Source organism: Bacillus sp. 3103sda1, from assembly GCF_024159135.1.
In the GTDB taxonomy this organism is placed as follows: Bacteria; Bacillota; Bacilli; order Bacillales; family Bacillaceae_G; genus Bacillus_A; species Bacillus_A rhizoplanae.
The window spans coordinates 2,772,580-2,788,059 of sequence record NZ_JAMYWS010000001.1; the positions used below are offsets into that span (position 1 = coordinate 2,772,580).

Genomic DNA, 15,480 nt, shown 5'->3' on the forward strand with positions numbered 1-15,480 from the left:
CTTTATAAAAAGGGGTATGAAAATGAATGTTTCATTAGTAAAACCTACACTTACATTACAAAACGAATACTTAGATTTCTATCAAGAATGGAAAGATAGCGGTGAAGATATGGTGCCATGGGTAATTTGTAAAGACCCATCAGACTTTCACGGAATGATTCAGTTTCTAATAAATTCAGAGAAAGGTGAAAATCTCCCTGAAGGTTGGGTACCGGATTCTACTTATTGGTTGGTTGCAGAAAATAAAAAAGTCGTTGGCGCTGTAAATATACGCCACCAATTAACAGAGAAATTATTGAATTGTGGTGGACATATTGGTTATGGTATTCGCCCTTCCGAAAGACAAAAAGGATACGCTACTACTCTGTTAGCTTTAGCATTAGAAAAAACGAAAGAATTAGGCGTTCGAAAAGCTCTTGTTGTCTGTGACGAAAGTAATGTCGGTTCTGAAAAAACCATTATCAAAAATGGCGGCATACCTGATTCAAACTATATTGAGGAAGATGGCAATGTTGTAAAAAGATTTTGGATTGAACTATAACACGCAAAGTAATAATACATTCCTTGTCTTACTAACTTGAAAAACGGAGGAACTAACTTGTCTAAATTAGTATCTCAATTAGAAAGTATGATTTACGCTACATCAGAAAAAGTGCTCTCTCTTGTAAATATAGAACATAAACCTAATCCATCAAAATGGTCTAAAAAAGAAATATTAGGTCATCTGTGTGATTCTGCAAGTGTGAACCATAAACGTTTTGTTGATATTCTCATTTCTAAAGAACCTATAACAATCCATGGCTATAATCAAGATTTATGGATGAAAATACATAATTATCAGCATACATTTTCAGCCGAAGAAATACTAAATATATGGACTTCTTTAAACAAACGCATAGTCAATCTTCTCACCAATGTTACAGAAAAACAATGGAAGCTCCCATGTAAAACAGAAGATCAAAACATAGTAACATTGGAGTGGCTAGTTACTGATTATATTGATCATATGAACCATCATTTCAAACAAATATTTGATGAATAACCCGAATAAAAAGATGAGTACGAACAGAAAAAGATTTCAGCTTAGCACTGAAGTCTTTTTTTCTTGCTTTATAAAATGTGTACAACTCATTTTCTACTTCAAACTGTACAGAAATCCTACTCGAATCAATGACTATAAACCCACCATCTACTGCTGTTAATTTATAATTTTTCACTACATCACATAGCACAACATAACTCAAATTAAATCGCCTTGACCAGAACTTATGTTCGATTATATGATTAAATTAATTCACTTGATAAAGGAGGGATGATATGAAAAGTTGGACAGAACAAATTATAATTCACACACCTATTGACCATGTATTTTCGTATTTAAATGGTTCATTAACTCAAATGCAAAAATTAATGCCCCATGTCATAGAAAATACACCTGTAAAAGAAACAAAGGCAATTGTCGGAAGTATTTATCGCCAAAAATATAAAGAAGGCGAAGAAATTCAAGAATATGATGTCGAGACACTTGACTATGTGAATACACCTGAACGTAAAAAATTGAAAATTGGTTTCGTTCTTGCTAATATGTTTGATATTACCGCTACATATGAATTAGAAAAAACAGAAGAAGATCAAACAGTATTTAAATATACCGCAACAAATCAAGCATTAACTGAACAAGCTGAATTATTTATGCAAACAGCAACAAATCAAGTTGCTACTGACTTTGTCAACCGTGTAAAAAAGATTGCTGAGTCTGAATACAACAAGTAAAAATAATTAATAAAAAAATTAAAGGGGCGTTACAAATGAAACAACAAGCCACTCCATACCTTACATTCAACGGTAATGCAAGAGAAGCATTAGAATACTATAAAGAAGTTTTTGAGGGAGAAATCGAAGGAATCCAAACGTTTGGCGATGCTGATTTTCCGACTCCACCAGAAGTTGATAACAGAATTATGCACGCTCGCTTTAGAAAAGACGGTTTATTCTTCATGGTTTCAGATGCATTTTTAGGTCAAACTATTGAAGCAGGAAATCATATTTCACTTGCTCTTGAATTAGATAACGAAGAAGAAATTCAAAAGGTTTACAATGCGCTAATCGGAAAAGGGACTGTACTTATGGAACTACAAGATACATTCTGGGGAGCAAAATTCGCAAAAGTAAAAGATTGCTTCGGTGTAATTTGGGATCTGAACTACACAAAACCTCAATAAATTTCATAATAAAAAGGTGCTTGCATAAGAAGCACCTTTTTTGTTATTCATTACAATCCGCTATTTTTCTCTATTCACATTCCTTCGACTTACATTTCTTAAAGGAATGAAGTACTACATTTATCCCGCATTAACGGACAGTAAGCCCCCCCACTGATGGAAGTTTCACTTTATCTTACAGCACGTACCTCTGCGATTAATTTCTGACCTTCTATGTACATCACAAGCTTAACTGGAGTATCATTTGGATTTTCAAATACTAAATCTAAATAAGGATACGCAATCGTTGCATCTCTACCTTTAGGTACATAACCTACTTGTTTGGAATGTGTTGATCTCTCTACCATTGTTAACCCTGCTTGATCTGCAGCATTAAACAGTGTAGAAGAAGTTTGACATACACCACCGCCATATCCATCTACTAATTTACCATCTATAATCTCTTTTCCTAATTGGTACCCTTTATCAGGTGTTGTATCACCTATTAAAGCATTGAAGGAAAATCTATCTCCCTTTCCTAATACAACTCCATTGACAGTGCTTGCAGACAAACGAATATTTTCTATTCTACCACCAGTAGAACCTCCTAAATTCGTTTCATATCTTCCTAAAACTGCTCCATTGCCAGTTGCATCTTCTGGTTTTGCTACAGGCTTTTTCTCTACAATCGGCAGCTGATAAGAAGAATCCCACAATCCTACATTCATCAATTGATCTATTAACTCTTTTTCCATCAATTCATAAGAGGGTTTCCCTTCTATCCATTTACCATCACTTGTCATACGAGAAGGAACCATCTTTGTATCGATACTCTTTCCAAGTTCGCTAACAACCTTAGTAACTTCCTTTTTAAATTTCTGCTCATCTTCAAAATAACCTAAACTTGCTAAATCTAGTTTTTTTACTTCTTTTCCACTTCTTCCATCTACTAAACTTATACTTTTATTTACTTCTTCCTTCGCTTGTGCAACATTCTCACCTGCACCACTCACTAATGTAACCTCACTAGCCTTCGGACTACATCCGCTAACTACGCCTATACATAGTGCCCCTATCATCAAACCTCGAACCTTTTTTAACAATCTACTCTCTCCTTTTATTCTCTCTCTTTTTCTATTTCTAATTCAAACAAGTCTATGTATGATCACATTATTTCACAATATTACTTTTATTACATTATCGTTACATTTCCATCATACTTTAAATTACTCTTTTCTTTCTTAAATGTCTACATATATTTACTAAAAAATCTTTAACTTTGTTAAAAATTTTATCTCACCCTTTTTATCCATTATATACCAACGAGCTCATTAGAAACAATTTTTATCGATCAATATTTTACTATGTTTATAATACGTATATTTATAATAAATAATGACTCATTTTAAGGTTAACTGTTTAATAGCCATACAAAAAGAAGAGGTGACCTATCATAATAGGTGTCCTCCGTGTCAGCCATCCACTCCCGCACATACAGCATGATAAATTTAATCAATTTATAGAATGGGGGTTGTCTATGTATCCTTACAATCCATATAATCCTTATATCCCGCAACAATACGATATACAACCACAATATGAACAATATATAGAACCTATGCAGCAATATGATCCATACGACCCAAATCGTCAATTTCCAATTCCTATCTCATTTCCAGGCAGTGGCAGCCGTGAGCTAGAACGTCGTGTAAATGAGATAGAGAAAAGAGTAAACCAACTTCAACAAGTTGTAGAACGTCAATCACGCCGCTTAAATAGACTAAATCAACGTCTACGCGTTGTTGAAAACAAATTAAACCTTCCATTTACACCATACGAAGATGGATTTTAATATGTAAAACAAAAAAATATGAAAGGAAGGGCTTCCCCTTCCTTTCTTAAATTGACGAATGTTTTCTCCATCTCTATACTGAAAAGAGTTAATGAAATGAAACAAGGTGATAATCATGGATTTTGAAATCAATTTTCTTTCCTTTTACGTCGTACAAGTAGACGGACAAGGTGAACAAGCAGATAAACGTTATAAACATTTTCAAACGTTAGATGCACAAGAATATGAGGACAGTTCACTAAAAGACTTTCTAGACGGCGAATTATTAAAAATCTCAAAACGAAAAGTAGACCGTCATCCCAAAAGTGAACAAGTCCCAACAAAAATAGGCCGCTTTATCGTTGAAGTTGGGCACGAATTAGATTCGAATCCGAACTACAACCTATTTAACCGCATTCGCTTTGCAGAAACGAAAGAAACATTCAAGGATGTAAATGAACCGCTCGTTTATACATATATTGATACAAGCGCTGTACGCGGCGGTGTATTTCTCGTTGCCCAAGCAAAGCTTCGCAAATACTTCGACGATCCGTTCGTCTTTGTAATGAAATGTGACTTCGAACCAAAAGTCGCTTCTATTTCTGATGAAGCAACACTAATCCGAAACGTCGAAATGGCAATCACAACGAAAAACATGAAGTCGATTCAATATCCATACATGCCAGAAGAAGGAATTGTCGAAGTTGGCGAACTAAAAATACACCAAGCATCACATGCTCGCTACTTCGAAGACTTCTTAAAATTCGTAGAATACGAGCGTTCCATGCCAGAAATTATGAAAACACAAGTTATGGATATGGTATACGACCAAATTGAAGATGTATTTGAAGAAGGTACAGAAGAACGGGAACAATTCGACCAAGCGATGGAAGTATGGGCTGCGAGTCCAAAGCGTGAAATTATGGAACATTTCACAACAGAAGAAGTTATAGAAGCTACCGCACAAATTGTGGAGCATACCCCTGAGATTGAATTAAAGCTAAAGGCAGACCATATTTCTGTGAAAGCCTTACTTGCGGATTTTGGAGACCAGATTCATATTGCGAAGATTAATGATAAATATGTACTGATGATTGAGGCGGATTCGCTTACGTTTGAAAAAGGGTTCTCTCCTATTGAGTTTTTAAAGCCTGATGAGTTGGAGAAGGTTGTAGAGCGGATTGCGAGGAAGTCGTGAAATAAAGGACATTTTAGTGATACTAAAATGTCTTTTGTATTTGGCAATCTAGAAATACGCCCTTATAGTTCTTAAGAATCTCAGCCTTTCTCATTCAATTACATTGTAATAGAAAAGTTGGAGTTTTTCATATAATATCTTTAACCGATACTTACCATTAGCCGAATTGACCCCGATGCCTCATGGCAAAAGCTCTCTATTCCATTAGCAAAAGTATTTATAACTAATATTTTCACATTCTTGATTCAGAATAATTCTCCTTCATAGATTGAGTCATCATCTTTCTATGAAGGCATTCAATACGGATTCTACATATCGCTCATAAAAGAGTGATAGATTTTTTCTATCTTTGAGACCATCACATCTTGAGTTAGATGTTGTCGTGAATAGGCCTGAGCCTCTCTTCCTAATCGTTCACGAAGACTCTTATTGCTTAAAAGCAATTTAAGAGCATCGGAAAGTTGTTGCACATTGCCTGGGTCACAAATGATCCCTGTTTTTCCGTTTTGAATCATTTCTGGTATGCCACCGCAATTTGTTGTAATAATAGCTTGACGAGAAAACATAGCTTCAATAACTGAAATAGGAAAATTATCGTTAATGGTAGGTAACACATAGATTACAGAAGAGGAAAGAATTTCTGGTATATCTATTCTTCTACCAAAGAACCTAATATTATCGAGACCCAGTTGTAGCACTTGGTTTTCTAATCTTTCTCTCATAACACCATCACCAACAATCCATACCTCTACATTAGACAAATCTTTTTGAATTTGCGAGAGCGCTTTCAAAAAGATGTCATGGCCTTTTCTAGGAGAAAGACGAGAAACACAGGAAATTACAAGGTTATCATTACACTTCTGTTTAGATATAGAATTTTGATGAAAAGGTATACCTGTATGAACAGTAATCAATTGTTCTGCCTTTGCCCCGTATTCTTTTAAAGGAGAATGAAAGGAATTGCTGATCGTTATGATTTGATCGGATGCTCTTATTCCCTGTTTTTCAATTTCACTAAAATACGCTTCTTCAATTGATCCTTTTTTTATTTTATCGAATTTTAATCGACTTTCTGTAAAATGCCCATGCGGTGTAAAAAAAAGAGGTTTCTTATATTCTAGATTTAGTTGTCCTAATAAAAAGACAGCAAATAAATCTTGCGCATGAAACACATCATATTGTTCTAGCTTTTTTTCCCTTAAGAAAGACTTAAACACGTTCAAAAAGCTCGTGTTTTTTATAATTTTTTCATTAGCTGTACCATATCGTTGTAACATAAAATCCCTTGCATGTTTAGCAACCTGCGGAATGTCTTGTTCTAGATGAACTGCTGTCATTTGAGTAGGAGAGATGACATCTACGTCATGACCATACTTCTCAAAACCTGTTTTTAAGGAAGTAATATAGTTTGATAATCCCCCTGTATTGGGATATTTTAAAAATGTTACATAAAGAATTTTTAATTTTTTCGTTTTACTTGGTATACTATCTTTTTTGATTCCAAACGTCTGAAACGGTTTGATTACATAATTTTTTTTACTATCTATTTGATAATATTCATCCATAACTTTTAGCAGGCTCGCATGGAAGGGACAAATACATTCATTTTGCTCTTCCTGTGTTGTATTCAGAAGTATCTCCCCCTAACTCAGCTAATGATGAAAGTTTTATATATGTTATAAGCCTAATTCTCTTCCCCAGGCCGAAATTTTTTCAAGGTGATACGGCAATAACTCACCGCCGCGATTATCAAATATTCTTCGTAGCTGGGTATGCAGTCCTTTTTCTAATGTTCTCTGCAAATATGCCATTTTATAAAGGTCCATTGGAGCGGTTTTAAATTTAATACCCTTCTTCTTCATTTCTTTTGCATAGAATTCCACACAATGTGTACGAATTTCTTCTGCATTGCTCTGCCAATCTTTTCTAAAACCTAATAATATTTCAACTAAAACAACCACATCAAACCAGACGGGTGCATATTTAACTGACTCCCAATCAATAAATTGAATATTCCATGGTGCATTTAGTGTCACATTGTTGCTGCAAATATTTTGCATATGAAGATCACCATGCGTTATCGATGAACCATTTTTAAATAGTTCCGGGAAAAAATCCGGTCCCTTATTACATATTTTTACTAGAGATTTATAATAAGGTTTAATGATCTCCCTTAACCGGTCGTCTTTCATCGCATCATCAAGAAAATTAATCGTCTTTCCAATGTATTTTGTTCGATCATTTCTCATTTGGCTCGATTCATAAATGGGGAGCCAAGATTCCCAAACATCTTTATGCTTTTTAATCTTGTCTTCAAATGTGTGTGCGTGAAGTTTGGCAACAGTAGGGATAATGTAGTCAAAATGCTTCGGAGAGAAGGTAATCTGACCGCGTACTTGGCGTACAAATTCCATGAATATCCAAGTTTCATTTCCATTTTGTTCAATATGATATATTTTAGGAAGAAATTCTTTCAATATAGGATAAGCTCTATCATATATATTAATCTCTATTTCATTTTTGTAATCTGCTGAATTATATATTTTTAAAATGATAGGATAGTAATCAGCTTTTGTTCGAATAAATAATTTGTATATGCTACTTCTTCTTGTTGATTTTAAACACTCTATTTTATCGGAATCTATTACAACTCTCTTATCCATTGAATAAGAGAGTTTTTCTACAATTTTTAACTTTTCAAAATGATAGGATAATGTTTTTGCCTCGTACAATGTTTTCATTCCTTTCGCTTTCGTTTCCAGGCGTTTATCAAATGAGACCATGTGCTTCTAATGAATGGCATTGGATCATCCCATGCAAACAAAGCAAACTCTTTTTTGCCTCGTAACCCTTCATAAAAATCTTTAAACGTCATTTCAGCTCTTTTTTTCTTATGGCGGAATGTTAAATAATACCGCACAAGATAGATCCATTTGATACCATCTATTTGTTTAAGCCTCGGCGCTGGATTTTGCTTGGTTAAATATAAATAATACATGTAAACAAAATCGATACCGGCAGGCCCTGTCAGACTATGCGTTAACCAAAAGCGAGGGTTTATTTCAATAAACTTATAAACACCATCGCGAGGGTCCTTTTTAAACTCTGCCATAGCAATACCTTTAAGGTTAATATTTTCAAAAAAAGGTAAGCATATATCCACCAATTCTGGAACTTGTTTACTAACGATGTGAGCTCCTGTTCCAAATTCAGCTGGAAATTGATGATTTTTTTGTAAAGAAAATAACGCTAGTAACTCCATGTTGTCGTCATAAAATGTGGCAACTTTATAAAAACATTGATTGTCGCCAGGAATGATTTCCTGAAGGATGAGTTTTCCATGCTGTCGATACAATTTATACTCATTTCTAAGTTGGTCTGGATTCTGTATGAGAATGGCCTTTTGATTTATCTTTTTTCGAAACTCATGCCCCAAAACCGGCTTTAATATACATGGGAAGTCGAGGCTCAATATTGCTTCTTCCAATTGTTCTTGCTTCTTAATCACATACGTTTTAGGACATGGAATATTATGTTTGACTGCCAGTTCATACATTTTATGTTTATTCAGTGTTTCTTCAATCAACGAATGTTCAGGGAACAAAAATAAATAGTAGTTAGACAGTTCCATTCGATATTTTGAAATGAATACCACATAATCATCCGCACCTGTATACAAAATGGGTTTCAATTTAAATTCTTTAGCCAAGTTGATTAGAAAAGTGAGTAATTCCTTTTCTTCAGATAAAGGGCTTGGGCATACTCCACATGAAGCGAGGCGTGATTTTCCTATTTTATAAGGTTTCTCTACATCAAATGCATAAACCTTGATTCCTTTTCTCGCTAAGCTTCTAATAATTCCAATTCCATTAGCGCTTAAATCTAGTACAACCGCTGCATGTTCATGATTCATAGAGTTCTTCCTCACCTAAATACTTTTTGTAGATTTTTTCGATATTTGCTGCCATTGTCTCTCTAGTTAAATGCTTCTTAGCGAACGCTCTTGCATTTTTACCCAACTGCTCTCGAGCTTTTTGATTTTCAATGGCGAATTTTAATGCGCGTGCCAGTTTATTTGTATCTCCTGCATCAACAAGGATACCTGTCTTAGAGTGGTTAATCAGTTCAGGTATACCTCCTAATGGTGTGGAAATGACACAAACCCCACTATGCATAGCCTCAATAATAGAAATAGGCAGGCTGTCATTTAAAGTTGGAAGTACAAAAATATCAGTTTTACTTAAAATGTCTGGCACATCATCTCTTGCCCCTAAAAACTCCACCATGGAAAGATTCAAATCATCGACTTGTTCTTCTAACTTGTCTCTCATCTCACCATCTCCGACAATGAGCACTTTAACGTTGTCAGTATATTTGCTTCCCATTTGTGAAAGAGCGTCAAGTAATACATTATGGCCTTTTCTTGGGCCTAATCTAGCGACACATGTAATAACGAGTTTCTTATGCGCTGATGTATTTTTTGTATGATACTTATCAGGATAATCAATGCCAGTCAACACAGTTGTCATGTTCTCTCGCTTTGCCCCCAACTGCATTAATGGACGCCGAAATGAATCACTGAGAATAATAAGGTGATTGGCAAATTCAATAGCCTTTTTTTCTAATACTGTATAATAGACTTCTTCCAGCGAACCTTTTTGAAATATGCCAAACCTCAGCCGGTTAAAAGTATACATTCCATGGGGGGTAAATAATAATTTTTTCCCATAGTACTCGTTAATTCTTCCTAATATATTAGCTGTAAACAAATCTTGCGCATGGAGGATATCATATTTTTTAAAGTTAATATTATCAAGTAACATTTTTTCATAGATATACATATTTCTTTGATTTCTAACAATTGTGCTATTATAATTTTCATAACGTGTGTTAAAAAAATTTTTTAATTCGGGAACAACCGATTCACGCATCTTTTCTACTCGGCTTTTAGAAAATTGATTAGGAGAGATAATGTCGACGTGATGTCCCTGTTGTCTTAAACCTTCACTAAGTGCCGTAATATAATTAGATAATCCTCCAGTATGAGGATAGTCCCAAAACGTAGCAATTAATATAGAAAGATTTTTCTTTTTAGACCTCTTCGACTCTGTATTTGTATAACGTTCTTGCTTTGTACTCTTCTTTTTTTGTTTTGAAAATGATCGAATTCCAAAATATTTATCCAATGATTTGATTACATAGGGATACGGAAACTCAAGTTTCATTTTCATTCCCAGACCCTCCTTACTACTTCGAACGCTTCGGCGTATGGTACACCAATCGTCATTCCCCTAACTCTTCCTAAATATTGAATTCCTTCGTATGAACGAGGATGAGGAAAATCTCTCATTTCTACATCGTAATGCTTGAGTGCCGCAATCTTTGAATCCATTTGATTTGTAATGTTGACAAAATAATTAGGTTTGAAAGATTTATCATTCGTGTGGATATTCCACTCACTAGAGGAAACGGTTTCAAATGTAATTAATTCTATCGGTTGTTGGTTTGGTAGAGGTCGAGTCGCAGTTAAAACCGCTTGAAAAGTAATATGATGGTCAATATTGAGATCTCCATAATGATGGGTGAAGATTTTGTTCGGTTTATAAATCTGTATTAAGTGTTCTATTTCTTTCGTTAATTGATGCAGTGGAATTAATTCCAATTCTAAATTAGCATTCTGGAGGAATATCACTTCTTCAATACCTATCGTCTTATTTGCACACCGACCTAGGTGCTGTATGTGATGAGCTTCCTCTTTTCTTCCTAGAGCAGTAATAATTGAAATTACCTGATGTCCTTCATCTACTAATCTTTTTAAAGTTCCGCCAGATCCTAATAACTCATCGTCAGGATGTGCGCCAATGACTAAAATACACTCTTTCATTAGTATTCTCACTCCTTGTACTTCTTAATTTATGATTAATACCGCAAAAAGAAACCGTCATTAGCGGAAAACCCGCTTTTATTTATTACTAACAAGCAATATTCAAGCCTTATAATCTATTGAGATTTATATGCTTCTGCCTTATATGATAAAGAAAATTTCCCATCACTGAAGGTTCCTTTAATCCTCGCTGATGGAAAACTCTTGCCAACCAAGCACATATTAGTAATTATTCCCCGTACCTATCCTTTAATGACATTCTTACCAACTGAAAATTCTGAAAAACAAAAACATAGCGATGGTTTTAATATTCAAAAACAATAATATATCATCCAAGACACTTCGTTTTACTGATAATCCCTCAATTTATTATAAATCGATGGCCGTATATTCCTCACATGCTTTAAAAAATCCTGTGCTAGTCCAATTTTTTTAAACCCCTCTAATAACTTAGTAGGAACCTTACTATTTGAAGTAAAAGCTCTCTTATGGTCAATGACCTTTAACTGACCTTCTTCATTTATTAAAACATGTCTCACTTCCGTGTCCCATCTAGTAAATCCTAGGTTTTTTAATTCATTTAACATTATTAATATTTTTCTAGCTAATTCTTCTGTGATTTTTTTTTCTTTTTTCAAGTGACGTGCAAGTGAAATTCCATGTATATACTCCATAACAATATAATTTTCTCCATATTCATAAAGTCGTGGAATAATAGGTGATGATTGTCCAATTACCAAAGCTTTCAACTCTTTTTTTTGAGTTTCTTCCAGAAAAAATATTTTCACGCATTTATCATTGGTTAATTGATATACTTCCCCATCCTTCCCATCCCCAATGAGCTTATATTTTTCCACATCCCGTCTACTTACTCTTCTTTTGTTAAAGTATGCTTTCATTTTATCGTCCCTTCATTAAGATTTCGTAAATTTATATATCATCTCACATTCTATGATTCATCACTTACATATGTAACCTAGACCAATATATTATTTTTATAAATTGATTCCATTCATATATTCTTTTAGTAGATATTATTTTAAAATACATGAAAAAATAATATAGCAAAAATTAAAAAGGTCATTCATTTTAAATAAATAGGAAGATTTCTTCGCTTTCACTCCATTCATTTATTTACTGGGCCATTTTCATTATTTATTCAATTGCTGCGTTCATTGAATGGAGATTTTCTACAGTTCATAGTATGGATGAGTATTTTACAGCTTATCATTTGTGGGTTATTCTTAGATTCAAGAACGAGCAACTTTTCATTATCGAAGATAACAATAGGAGTTGTTATCTTCACAAATTTACATTTCTATCCTTTTGTATCGATATGAAAAATCTGTATGGTGGGGATGTATTAGGTTTTTCTTGTCCTTTGGTCTTAATGTGCATGTTTATCTCGCATTAACGGGGGGAAAAATTCCTTCTATAGCAAATCATAATGCCATTTCTTTTACCGTCGCCTTCACGGGAATACTATCCCAGAATTCCCGCTCTTCTTATAAATTCTATTATGTTTTATTCCCTTGATTATTATTATTCATTGCAGCCAATACTTGAAGTTGCTGTTTAGCTTTCTTCAAAGCAGTATTGAAGTAATTTTGTAACAGTAGTAAGGTCGTACGATTGAAATGATATTGATCAGATACATTCTCCCATGTCTTACTATTTATGAATGTATCCCATGTCAAGTGAGAATTTCCGTTTTTCTTTACCTCTTTAAATACCCATCTTTTCATTTTCTTTTTACCCTTATCAGTTAAAGAGCCATTTTTTACGAGTATGAGTTCCACATTTCTCTTGTATCGTTTATGAATATCCTTTTGCTTAGCCGCTGTGAGAAATATATTCGCGGTGTTCTTGGCATCCGAGAAGGCACGGTGCTGTTTTCCTTCCCATTCTAAAGCCAATTGTGCCACTGCAAGTTTCAAACTTGGTGGATTTAGGAATAATTCTTTATATGCATGAAATACAAATCTCTGTAAATCAAATCTTCTTTCCTTCCCAAGATCAAGGCATTCCACATTGTATCGTACACAATCTTCCGTTAGAAATCCGTAATCTTCTTTCCCCCACGTTACAAACATATAATCTTCTCCAACAAACTCACGAAATCTCTCAATTACCTTAGGAAATTTTTCTACACCTTTTACATCTTGCTTTGTAATTCCTGTTAATTTTGTTGTATGACGAGATATAGATGCTGATGGTTTCACTAACGAAGAGAAAAACTCGATAATTCTCATTGTACTTGCTTCAATCTTAATAGCTCCAATATCAACAATTTCCGTTGGAGCATCTGATTGGTAAGGTCTAAAATTCCGCTCAATATCAAATACAATATAATATTTTGGTTCATACATACTACATACCTCTTCCTTATCTCTTCTTAACATTATATCCCCAATCTCTAATATGTATTAACAAACAATGTTGCAGTATTTTAGGATACAAAAAAAGAGAAGGGAGTTCCCTTCTCTTTCATTTCGATTACTTTTTAGTTACGTTAGTAGCTTGTGGTCCACGGTTACCTTGTTCAACTTCGAAAGTAACTTCTTGACCTTCTTCTAAAGTTTTGAAGCCGTCGCCTTGGATAGCTGAGAAGTGAACGAATACGTCTTCTCCACCTTCAACTTCGATGAAACCGAAACCTTTGTCAGCGTTAAACCATTTTACTTTACCGTTTTGCATGAAAAAATCCTCCTAAAGTATGTACCTTCATGTACATGTCCATTTTCAACCACTTTACAAATAATAATTAGACATTAAAAAACTGCAACCTAGAGAAGATTTAACATTGCTATCCCCTCTTAAGTTACAGCTTATTTAAATCTCTATGGTATTAAAAGTAAAATGGTTTAATATCACTATACACCTTTATTAGAATAAAAGCAAATGTTTATTTAATGTTTTTTCGTAATTTCATCAATTGGCTGGTTTAATACCTTTCACTTCTTTATTTTTTCTATCGATTTATCTTACATGTCTTTGCTCCAGCCCTCCCACCACATAATGCTCATTCTTATTATTAATATGCCAGCCGTTCACTATTTTTTCATTCAGTCGCTATTAATCTGACTGTTTTTATTGTAATTTAACGATATACATTCATATTTACCTCTTGTCAAATTATTCATATCATTCTATTGTATATAAACAAATCTAAAAAAACGAATTTCTCATACAAAAAACTAAAGAATGAATTATATAAGAGGAGTTTTCAGAATGAAAAAACATCTAAAAAAAGTGATAAAAGTATCTTCCATTTTATTGCTTGTTTTCATTTTAATTGGTGCTGGTATTTTGTTTGGTACTCCGTATGGGCATAAATTGCGTGTAATTGCCGCGGAAAGTATTCTAACCTCGCAACACCGCAATTTAGCAAAATTCACCTTTTTATCACAACAAGAACTGGATGATATTTCAAATTCCATTAATAATCCAAAGTGGAAAAATAGCCAATCTCTTGGCTTTCAGAAACTTTCAAAACAGCAATTAGAAGCGAAAAAACATATGCCGCTTCATATAAAAATCGAAACCATTCAAAAAAAATATGCGGATCATTATTTTGAAGGCAAGCTCATGACAATTAGTAATCCTCTTAATGTACAACTTGTAACACAGCAGGGTACACAAGGTAAAGATGTTGGGGAAAAAATTTACGTGATGGCGAAGCGAAATCACGCAATTGCTGCAGTAAATGCAAGTGGATTTTCAGATGAAACGGGACATGGGGGCGGTAAAGAGGGGCTAGGCATTGTTATCGAGAACGGACAAGTCATCCATACACCAAAAGATATAAATTCACCGACTATTATTACCGGCTTAACAAAATATGGACAAATGGTAACAGGTGATTACTCTGCACAGCAATTGCTGAATAAAAATGTTGTTTCTGCAGCTGGTTTTATGCCCCAACTTATCGTAAATGGCGAAAAAATGCTTACAAATGATGGAGGCTGGGGATATGGTCCACGAAGCATTATGGCTCAAAAAAAAGATGGCTCAATTATGTTTCTTATCGTAGATGGTAGACAACCTCACAGCATTGGCGCTTCTTTAAAAGATTGTCAGGATCTTTTATATGACGAGGGCGCTGAAAACGCGCTGGCTATGGATGGTGGTTCTTCTGCAACTATGTATGCCTTAGGAGATATATTAAACATCCCTTCCACTTTATCTCATAAGTCTCGTTATCTTCCGAACTGCTGGGTTGTAACTGCCAATAACAATCAAAAAGTGGATGTAACAATTGATGGTCACGTAGCTGAAGCTTCAAAGATTGCGGAAGTTACAGGAACATCCGCTGTTGCTTCTAACGAAACAAAAAGCAGTTAAGTATCTTACAGATACTTAACTG

Annotated in this window: 17 protein-coding genes; 8 read left to right on the forward strand and 9 right to left on the reverse strand. The window is 34.3% G+C overall.

Translation table 11 applies throughout. From position 1 onward, the window contains the following. Positions 1-22: 22 nt before the first annotated feature. The 4 genes from NKR74_RS13725 to NKR74_RS13740 all read left to right on the forward strand — a co-directional run bounded on the left by NKR74_RS13725 (position 23) and on the right by NKR74_RS13740 (position 2,222). On the forward strand, positions 23-541 hold the full coding sequence (locus NKR74_RS13725; RefSeq protein WP_253629926.1) for a GNAT family N-acetyltransferase: 519 nt from the start codon (positions 23-25) through the stop codon (positions 539-541). 57 nt (positions 542-598) lie between these two features. Continuing rightward, positions 599-1,042: a DinB family protein gene (locus NKR74_RS13730; protein ID WP_098310176.1), complete on the forward strand. Its 444-nt coding sequence runs from the start codon at positions 599-601 to the stop codon at positions 1,040-1,042. Between the two features lie 275 nt (positions 1,043-1,317). Continuing rightward, a complete protein-coding gene (locus NKR74_RS13735) occupies positions 1,318-1,773 on the forward strand; it encodes an SRPBCC family protein (protein WP_253629927.1) in 456 nt (151 codons plus the stop codon). Between the two features lie 35 nt (positions 1,774-1,808). Further along, positions 1,809-2,222, forward strand: a complete 414-nt coding sequence (locus NKR74_RS13740) for a VOC family protein (RefSeq protein WP_253629928.1) — start codon at positions 1,809-1,811, stop codon at positions 2,220-2,222. Positions 2,223-2,392: 170 nt separating this feature from the next. Here NKR74_RS13740 and NKR74_RS13745 read toward each other — a convergent pair whose 3' ends face one another. After that, on the reverse strand, positions 2,393-3,304 hold the full coding sequence (locus tag NKR74_RS13745; protein WP_253629929.1) for a VanW family protein: 912 nt from the start codon (positions 3,302-3,304) through the stop codon (positions 2,393-2,395). 434 nt (positions 3,305-3,738) lie between these two features. On the opposite strand from NKR74_RS13745, the gene NKR74_RS13750 reads away from it, so the two are divergent. Together NKR74_RS13750 and NKR74_RS13755 are read left to right on the forward strand one after the other, a co-directional pair. Further along, positions 3,739-4,053, forward strand: coding sequence for a coiled-coil domain-containing protein (locus tag NKR74_RS13750; RefSeq protein ID WP_098310171.1), 315 nt, complete (start codon positions 3,739-3,741; stop codon positions 4,051-4,053). Positions 4,054-4,168: 115 nt separating this feature from the next. Then, positions 4,169-5,230, forward strand: a complete 1,062-nt coding sequence (locus NKR74_RS13755) for a DUF3900 domain-containing protein (protein ID WP_253629930.1) — start codon at positions 4,169-4,171, stop codon at positions 5,228-5,230. Positions 5,231-5,538: 308 nt separating this feature from the next. Here the strand turns inward: NKR74_RS13755 and NKR74_RS13760 are convergent, their stop codons facing one another. The 6 genes from NKR74_RS13760 to NKR74_RS13785 all read right to left on the reverse strand — a co-directional run bounded on the left by NKR74_RS13760 (position 5,539) and on the right by NKR74_RS13785 (position 12,013). Continuing rightward, entirely contained in the window at positions 5,539-6,867 is a 1,329-nt protein-coding gene (locus tag NKR74_RS13760) for a glycosyltransferase family 4 protein (protein ID WP_253631158.1), read from the reverse strand. Positions 6,868-6,906: 39 nt separating this feature from the next. Beyond that, positions 6,907-7,962: an aminoglycoside phosphotransferase family protein gene (locus tag NKR74_RS13765; RefSeq protein WP_375337669.1), complete on the reverse strand. Its 1,056-nt coding sequence runs from the start codon at positions 7,960-7,962 to the stop codon at positions 6,907-6,909. Between the two features lie 5 nt (positions 7,963-7,967). After that, a complete protein-coding gene (locus NKR74_RS13770; RefSeq protein ID WP_253629932.1) occupies positions 7,968-9,143 on the reverse strand; it encodes a carboxylate--amine ligase in 1,176 nt (391 codons plus the stop codon). After that, positions 9,133-10,461, reverse strand: coding sequence for a glycosyltransferase family 4 protein (locus tag NKR74_RS13775; RefSeq protein ID WP_253629933.1), 1,329 nt, complete (start codon positions 10,459-10,461; stop codon positions 9,133-9,135). Before NKR74_RS13775 ends, NKR74_RS13770 begins: the two co-directional genes overlap by 11 nt. Then, complete coding sequence (locus NKR74_RS13780) at positions 10,458-11,114, reverse strand: PIG-L deacetylase family protein (RefSeq protein WP_098309870.1); 657 nt, start codon at positions 11,112-11,114, stop codon at positions 10,458-10,460. Before NKR74_RS13780 ends, NKR74_RS13775 begins: the two co-directional genes overlap by 4 nt. 347 nt (positions 11,115-11,461) lie before the next feature. After that, positions 11,462-12,013, reverse strand: coding sequence for an AarF/UbiB family protein (locus NKR74_RS13785; RefSeq protein WP_098309871.1), 552 nt, complete (start codon positions 12,011-12,013; stop codon positions 11,462-11,464). Between the two features lie 198 nt (positions 12,014-12,211). Here NKR74_RS13785 and NKR74_RS13790 point away from each other — a divergent pair, with 198 nt between their 5' ends. After that, positions 12,212-12,454, forward strand: a complete 243-nt coding sequence (locus tag NKR74_RS13790; RefSeq protein WP_141525060.1) for a DUF1361 domain-containing protein — start codon at positions 12,212-12,214, stop codon at positions 12,452-12,454. Positions 12,455-12,631: 177 nt separating this feature from the next. Here the strand turns inward: NKR74_RS13790 and NKR74_RS13795 are convergent, their stop codons facing one another. Further along, the gene (locus NKR74_RS13795) at positions 12,632-13,483 is read right to left on the reverse strand and encodes an exonuclease (RefSeq protein WP_253629934.1); all 852 of its coding nucleotides are present in this window, start codon (positions 13,481-13,483) and stop codon (positions 12,632-12,634) included. A gap of 127 nt (positions 13,484-13,610) precedes the next feature. Continuing rightward, positions 13,611-13,811: a cold-shock protein CspD gene (gene cspD / locus NKR74_RS13800; RefSeq protein ID WP_035430809.1), complete on the reverse strand. Its 201-nt coding sequence runs from the start codon at positions 13,809-13,811 to the stop codon at positions 13,611-13,613. Between the two features lie 534 nt (positions 13,812-14,345). Between cspD and NKR74_RS13805 the strand changes: the two genes are divergently transcribed. Continuing rightward, positions 14,346-15,458 (forward strand): phosphodiester glycosidase family protein, encoded by a 1,113-nt coding sequence (locus NKR74_RS13805; RefSeq protein ID WP_253629935.1) that lies wholly within the window; start codon positions 14,346-14,348, stop codon positions 15,456-15,458. Positions 15,459-15,480 lie beyond the last annotated feature (22 nt).

Bases quoted from the DNA above. Each gene is read 5' to 3' on its own strand.
- NKR74_RS13805 (WP_253629935.1), top strand. From the start codon at position 14,346: ATGAAAAAACATCTAAAAAAAGTGATAAAAGTATCTTCCATTTTATTG.
- NKR74_RS13725 (WP_253629926.1), top strand. From the start codon at position 23: ATGAATGTTTCATTAGTAAAACCTACACTTACATTACAAAACGAATAC.
- NKR74_RS13755 (WP_253629930.1), top strand. From the start codon at position 4,169: ATGGATTTTGAAATCAATTTTCTTTCCTTTTACGTCGTACAAGTAGAC.
- NKR74_RS13740 (WP_253629928.1), top strand. From the start codon at position 1,809: ATGAAACAACAAGCCACTCCATACCTTACATTCAACGGTAATGCAAGA.
- NKR74_RS13735 (WP_253629927.1), top strand. From the start codon at position 1,318: ATGAAAAGTTGGACAGAACAAATTATAATTCACACACCTATTGACCAT.
- NKR74_RS13770 (WP_253629932.1), bottom strand. From the start codon at position 9,143: ATGAATCATGAACATGCAGCGGTTGTACTAGATTTAAGCGCTAATGGA.
- NKR74_RS13750 (WP_098310171.1), top strand. From the start codon at position 3,739: ATGTATCCTTACAATCCATATAATCCTTATATCCCGCAACAATACGAT.
- NKR74_RS13780 (WP_098309870.1), bottom strand. From the start codon at position 11,114: ATGAAAGAGTGTATTTTAGTCATTGGCGCACATCCTGACGATGAGTTA.
- NKR74_RS13785 (WP_098309871.1), bottom strand. From the start codon at position 12,013: ATGAAAGCATACTTTAACAAAAGAAGAGTAAGTAGACGGGATGTGGAA.
- cspD (WP_035430809.1), bottom strand. From the start codon at position 13,811: ATGCAAAACGGTAAAGTAAAATGGTTTAACGCTGACAAAGGTTTCGGT.
- NKR74_RS13775 (WP_253629933.1), bottom strand. From the start codon at position 10,461: ATGAAAATGAAACTTGAGTTTCCGTATCCCTATGTAATCAAATCATTG.
- NKR74_RS13795 (WP_253629934.1), bottom strand. From the start codon at position 13,483: ATGTATGAACCAAAATATTATATTGTATTTGATATTGAGCGGAATTTT.